The 1,692-nt window shown below is 55.5% G+C and carries 2 protein-coding genes; both read left to right on the top strand.

Annotated elements, in window-relative coordinates; all coding sequences use genetic code 11:
• On the top strand, positions 1-1,345 hold a 1,345-nt coding region (locus EJQ19_RS28495; RefSeq protein WP_126144626.1), incomplete at its 5' end, for an efflux RND transporter periplasmic adaptor subunit.
• A gap of 71 nt (positions 1,346-1,416) precedes the next feature.
• Positions 1,417-1,692, top strand: a 276-nt coding sequence (locus tag EJQ19_RS28490) for an ATP-binding cassette domain-containing protein (RefSeq protein ID WP_126144625.1), incomplete at its 3' end; no start/stop codon positions are given.

The raw sequence follows: 1,692 nt of genomic DNA, 5'->3' as shown, positions 1-1,692 counted from the left end.
CGAACAAGGGCACATGACCGTGTCGGCACCGATCTCCGGCAAGCTGACGCTCTCCGGCAACCTCGATGTCGGCAGCCAAGTGAACAAAACGACGAAAATCGGTACGGTTTCCGATACTTCTCAATTTAAAGTGAAGCTGCCGTTTGCCTTGCAGGAGGCGGTTCAGCTCAAAAGCGGCGACCCGGTCGAGCTTAGCGTAGACAGCTACTTGCTCTCCAAGGTCGGCAAAGTCCAATCGATCGGCCGTGAAATTACAGCGGACGCGAATGGTAACAAAGTCGTGATGGTCGATGTGCTGGTCGAGAACGACGGAACCTTGTCGGCAGGGCTGAAAGTGAAGGGCGCTATCGGCAGCGGAGCAAGCAAGGTGGAGTCTTCTGATCAGGGGGCGCTGGATTATGTAAAGACGTCGCCGGTTTTTGCGGATGCGAGCGGCACGGTCAAAAGCATGAAGTTCAAAGACGGCGATACCGTCAAGGCTGGCGATCTGATTGCGACGCTGTTCAATGACGACTTGCAGTCGAATATAAACGCCAAACAGGCGCAAATCGACTCCCAAAAAATCAAGGTGGACGACGCCCAGCAAAAGGTCGACCAACTGACGATCAAGGCGCCTTTTGACGGCGTGTTCTCGGCGGATTTTGCCAATAGTAAAAACAATGTGCTGCGGAATTACCCGGTTGGCGCGCAAATCACTGCAAATACGACGCTTGGCGCAGTTGCAAGCCTGAGCACGATGCAGCTGGCCATTGCGGTCGACGAGCTCGATCTGACGAGCATTAAAGTCGGGCAAAAGGCGACGGTGAAAGTCGACGCGATTTCGGGCAAATCGTTTACGGGCGAAGTGACATCGGTGTCCAACGTGGGTACGACTTCCAATGGCGTAACGACGTACGATGCCGTAGTATCAATCCCGAATACGACGGAAAACGATTTGAAATATGCGATGACGGCAACGGCTGAAATCTACATTCAGGATAAAAGGGATATTCTCACTCTTCCGATCCAGGTTGTGACGACATCGAAAGGCAAGACAACCGTGACGGTGAAAAAAGCGGACGGCACGACCGAAGAGCGTGAAATCAAGGTCGGCATTCGCAGCAAGACGCAGGTCGAGGTCGTTAGCGGCTTGACGGAAGGCGAAGAAGTCGTGACACCTCAGCGGCGAACAACAACGACGAACGGTCAGCAGCAGCAAGGGTTCCCGGGCGGTGGAGCATTCCCGGCCGGCGGCTTCGGAGGCGGCGCTGGTTTCCAAGGCGGCGGGGGCAACTTCGGAGGCGGTGGCGGCAACGCAGGTGGCAACACAGGCGGCGGAACAGGCGCCACGACGCGCAGACAATAGGCGGCGGCAGCGCTGCCTGAAGCGGCGCAGAACGGGCGGCGAGCAGCCTCGCTCGGAAAGGAGCTAATGCGATGAGAAACATTATTGAACTCACGGATATCACGAAAAGCTATACGCGTGGTGCGGAGGAGTTGCAGATTTTGCGCGGAATTACGCTGCACATTGCGGAGAGTGATTTTGTGGCGATTATCGGGCCCAGCGGCTCCGGTAAATCGACCTTGATGAATACGATCGGCCTGCTCGATAATCCGACGTCAGGCAGCTATGTACTGGACGGCGTAGCAACGGAAAAAATGTCAGACAACGGTCTCGCGGAGCTCAGAAATCGGAAGATCGGCTTTATTTTT

It is taken from the genome of Paenibacillus whitsoniae (assembly GCF_003955665.1).
GTDB lineage: Bacteria > Bacillota > Bacilli > Paenibacillales > NBRC-103111 > Paenibacillus_E > Paenibacillus_E whitsoniae.
Note: the sequence above shows the minus strand (reverse complement) of the source record. Positions and strands in the feature narration are given on the sequence as shown.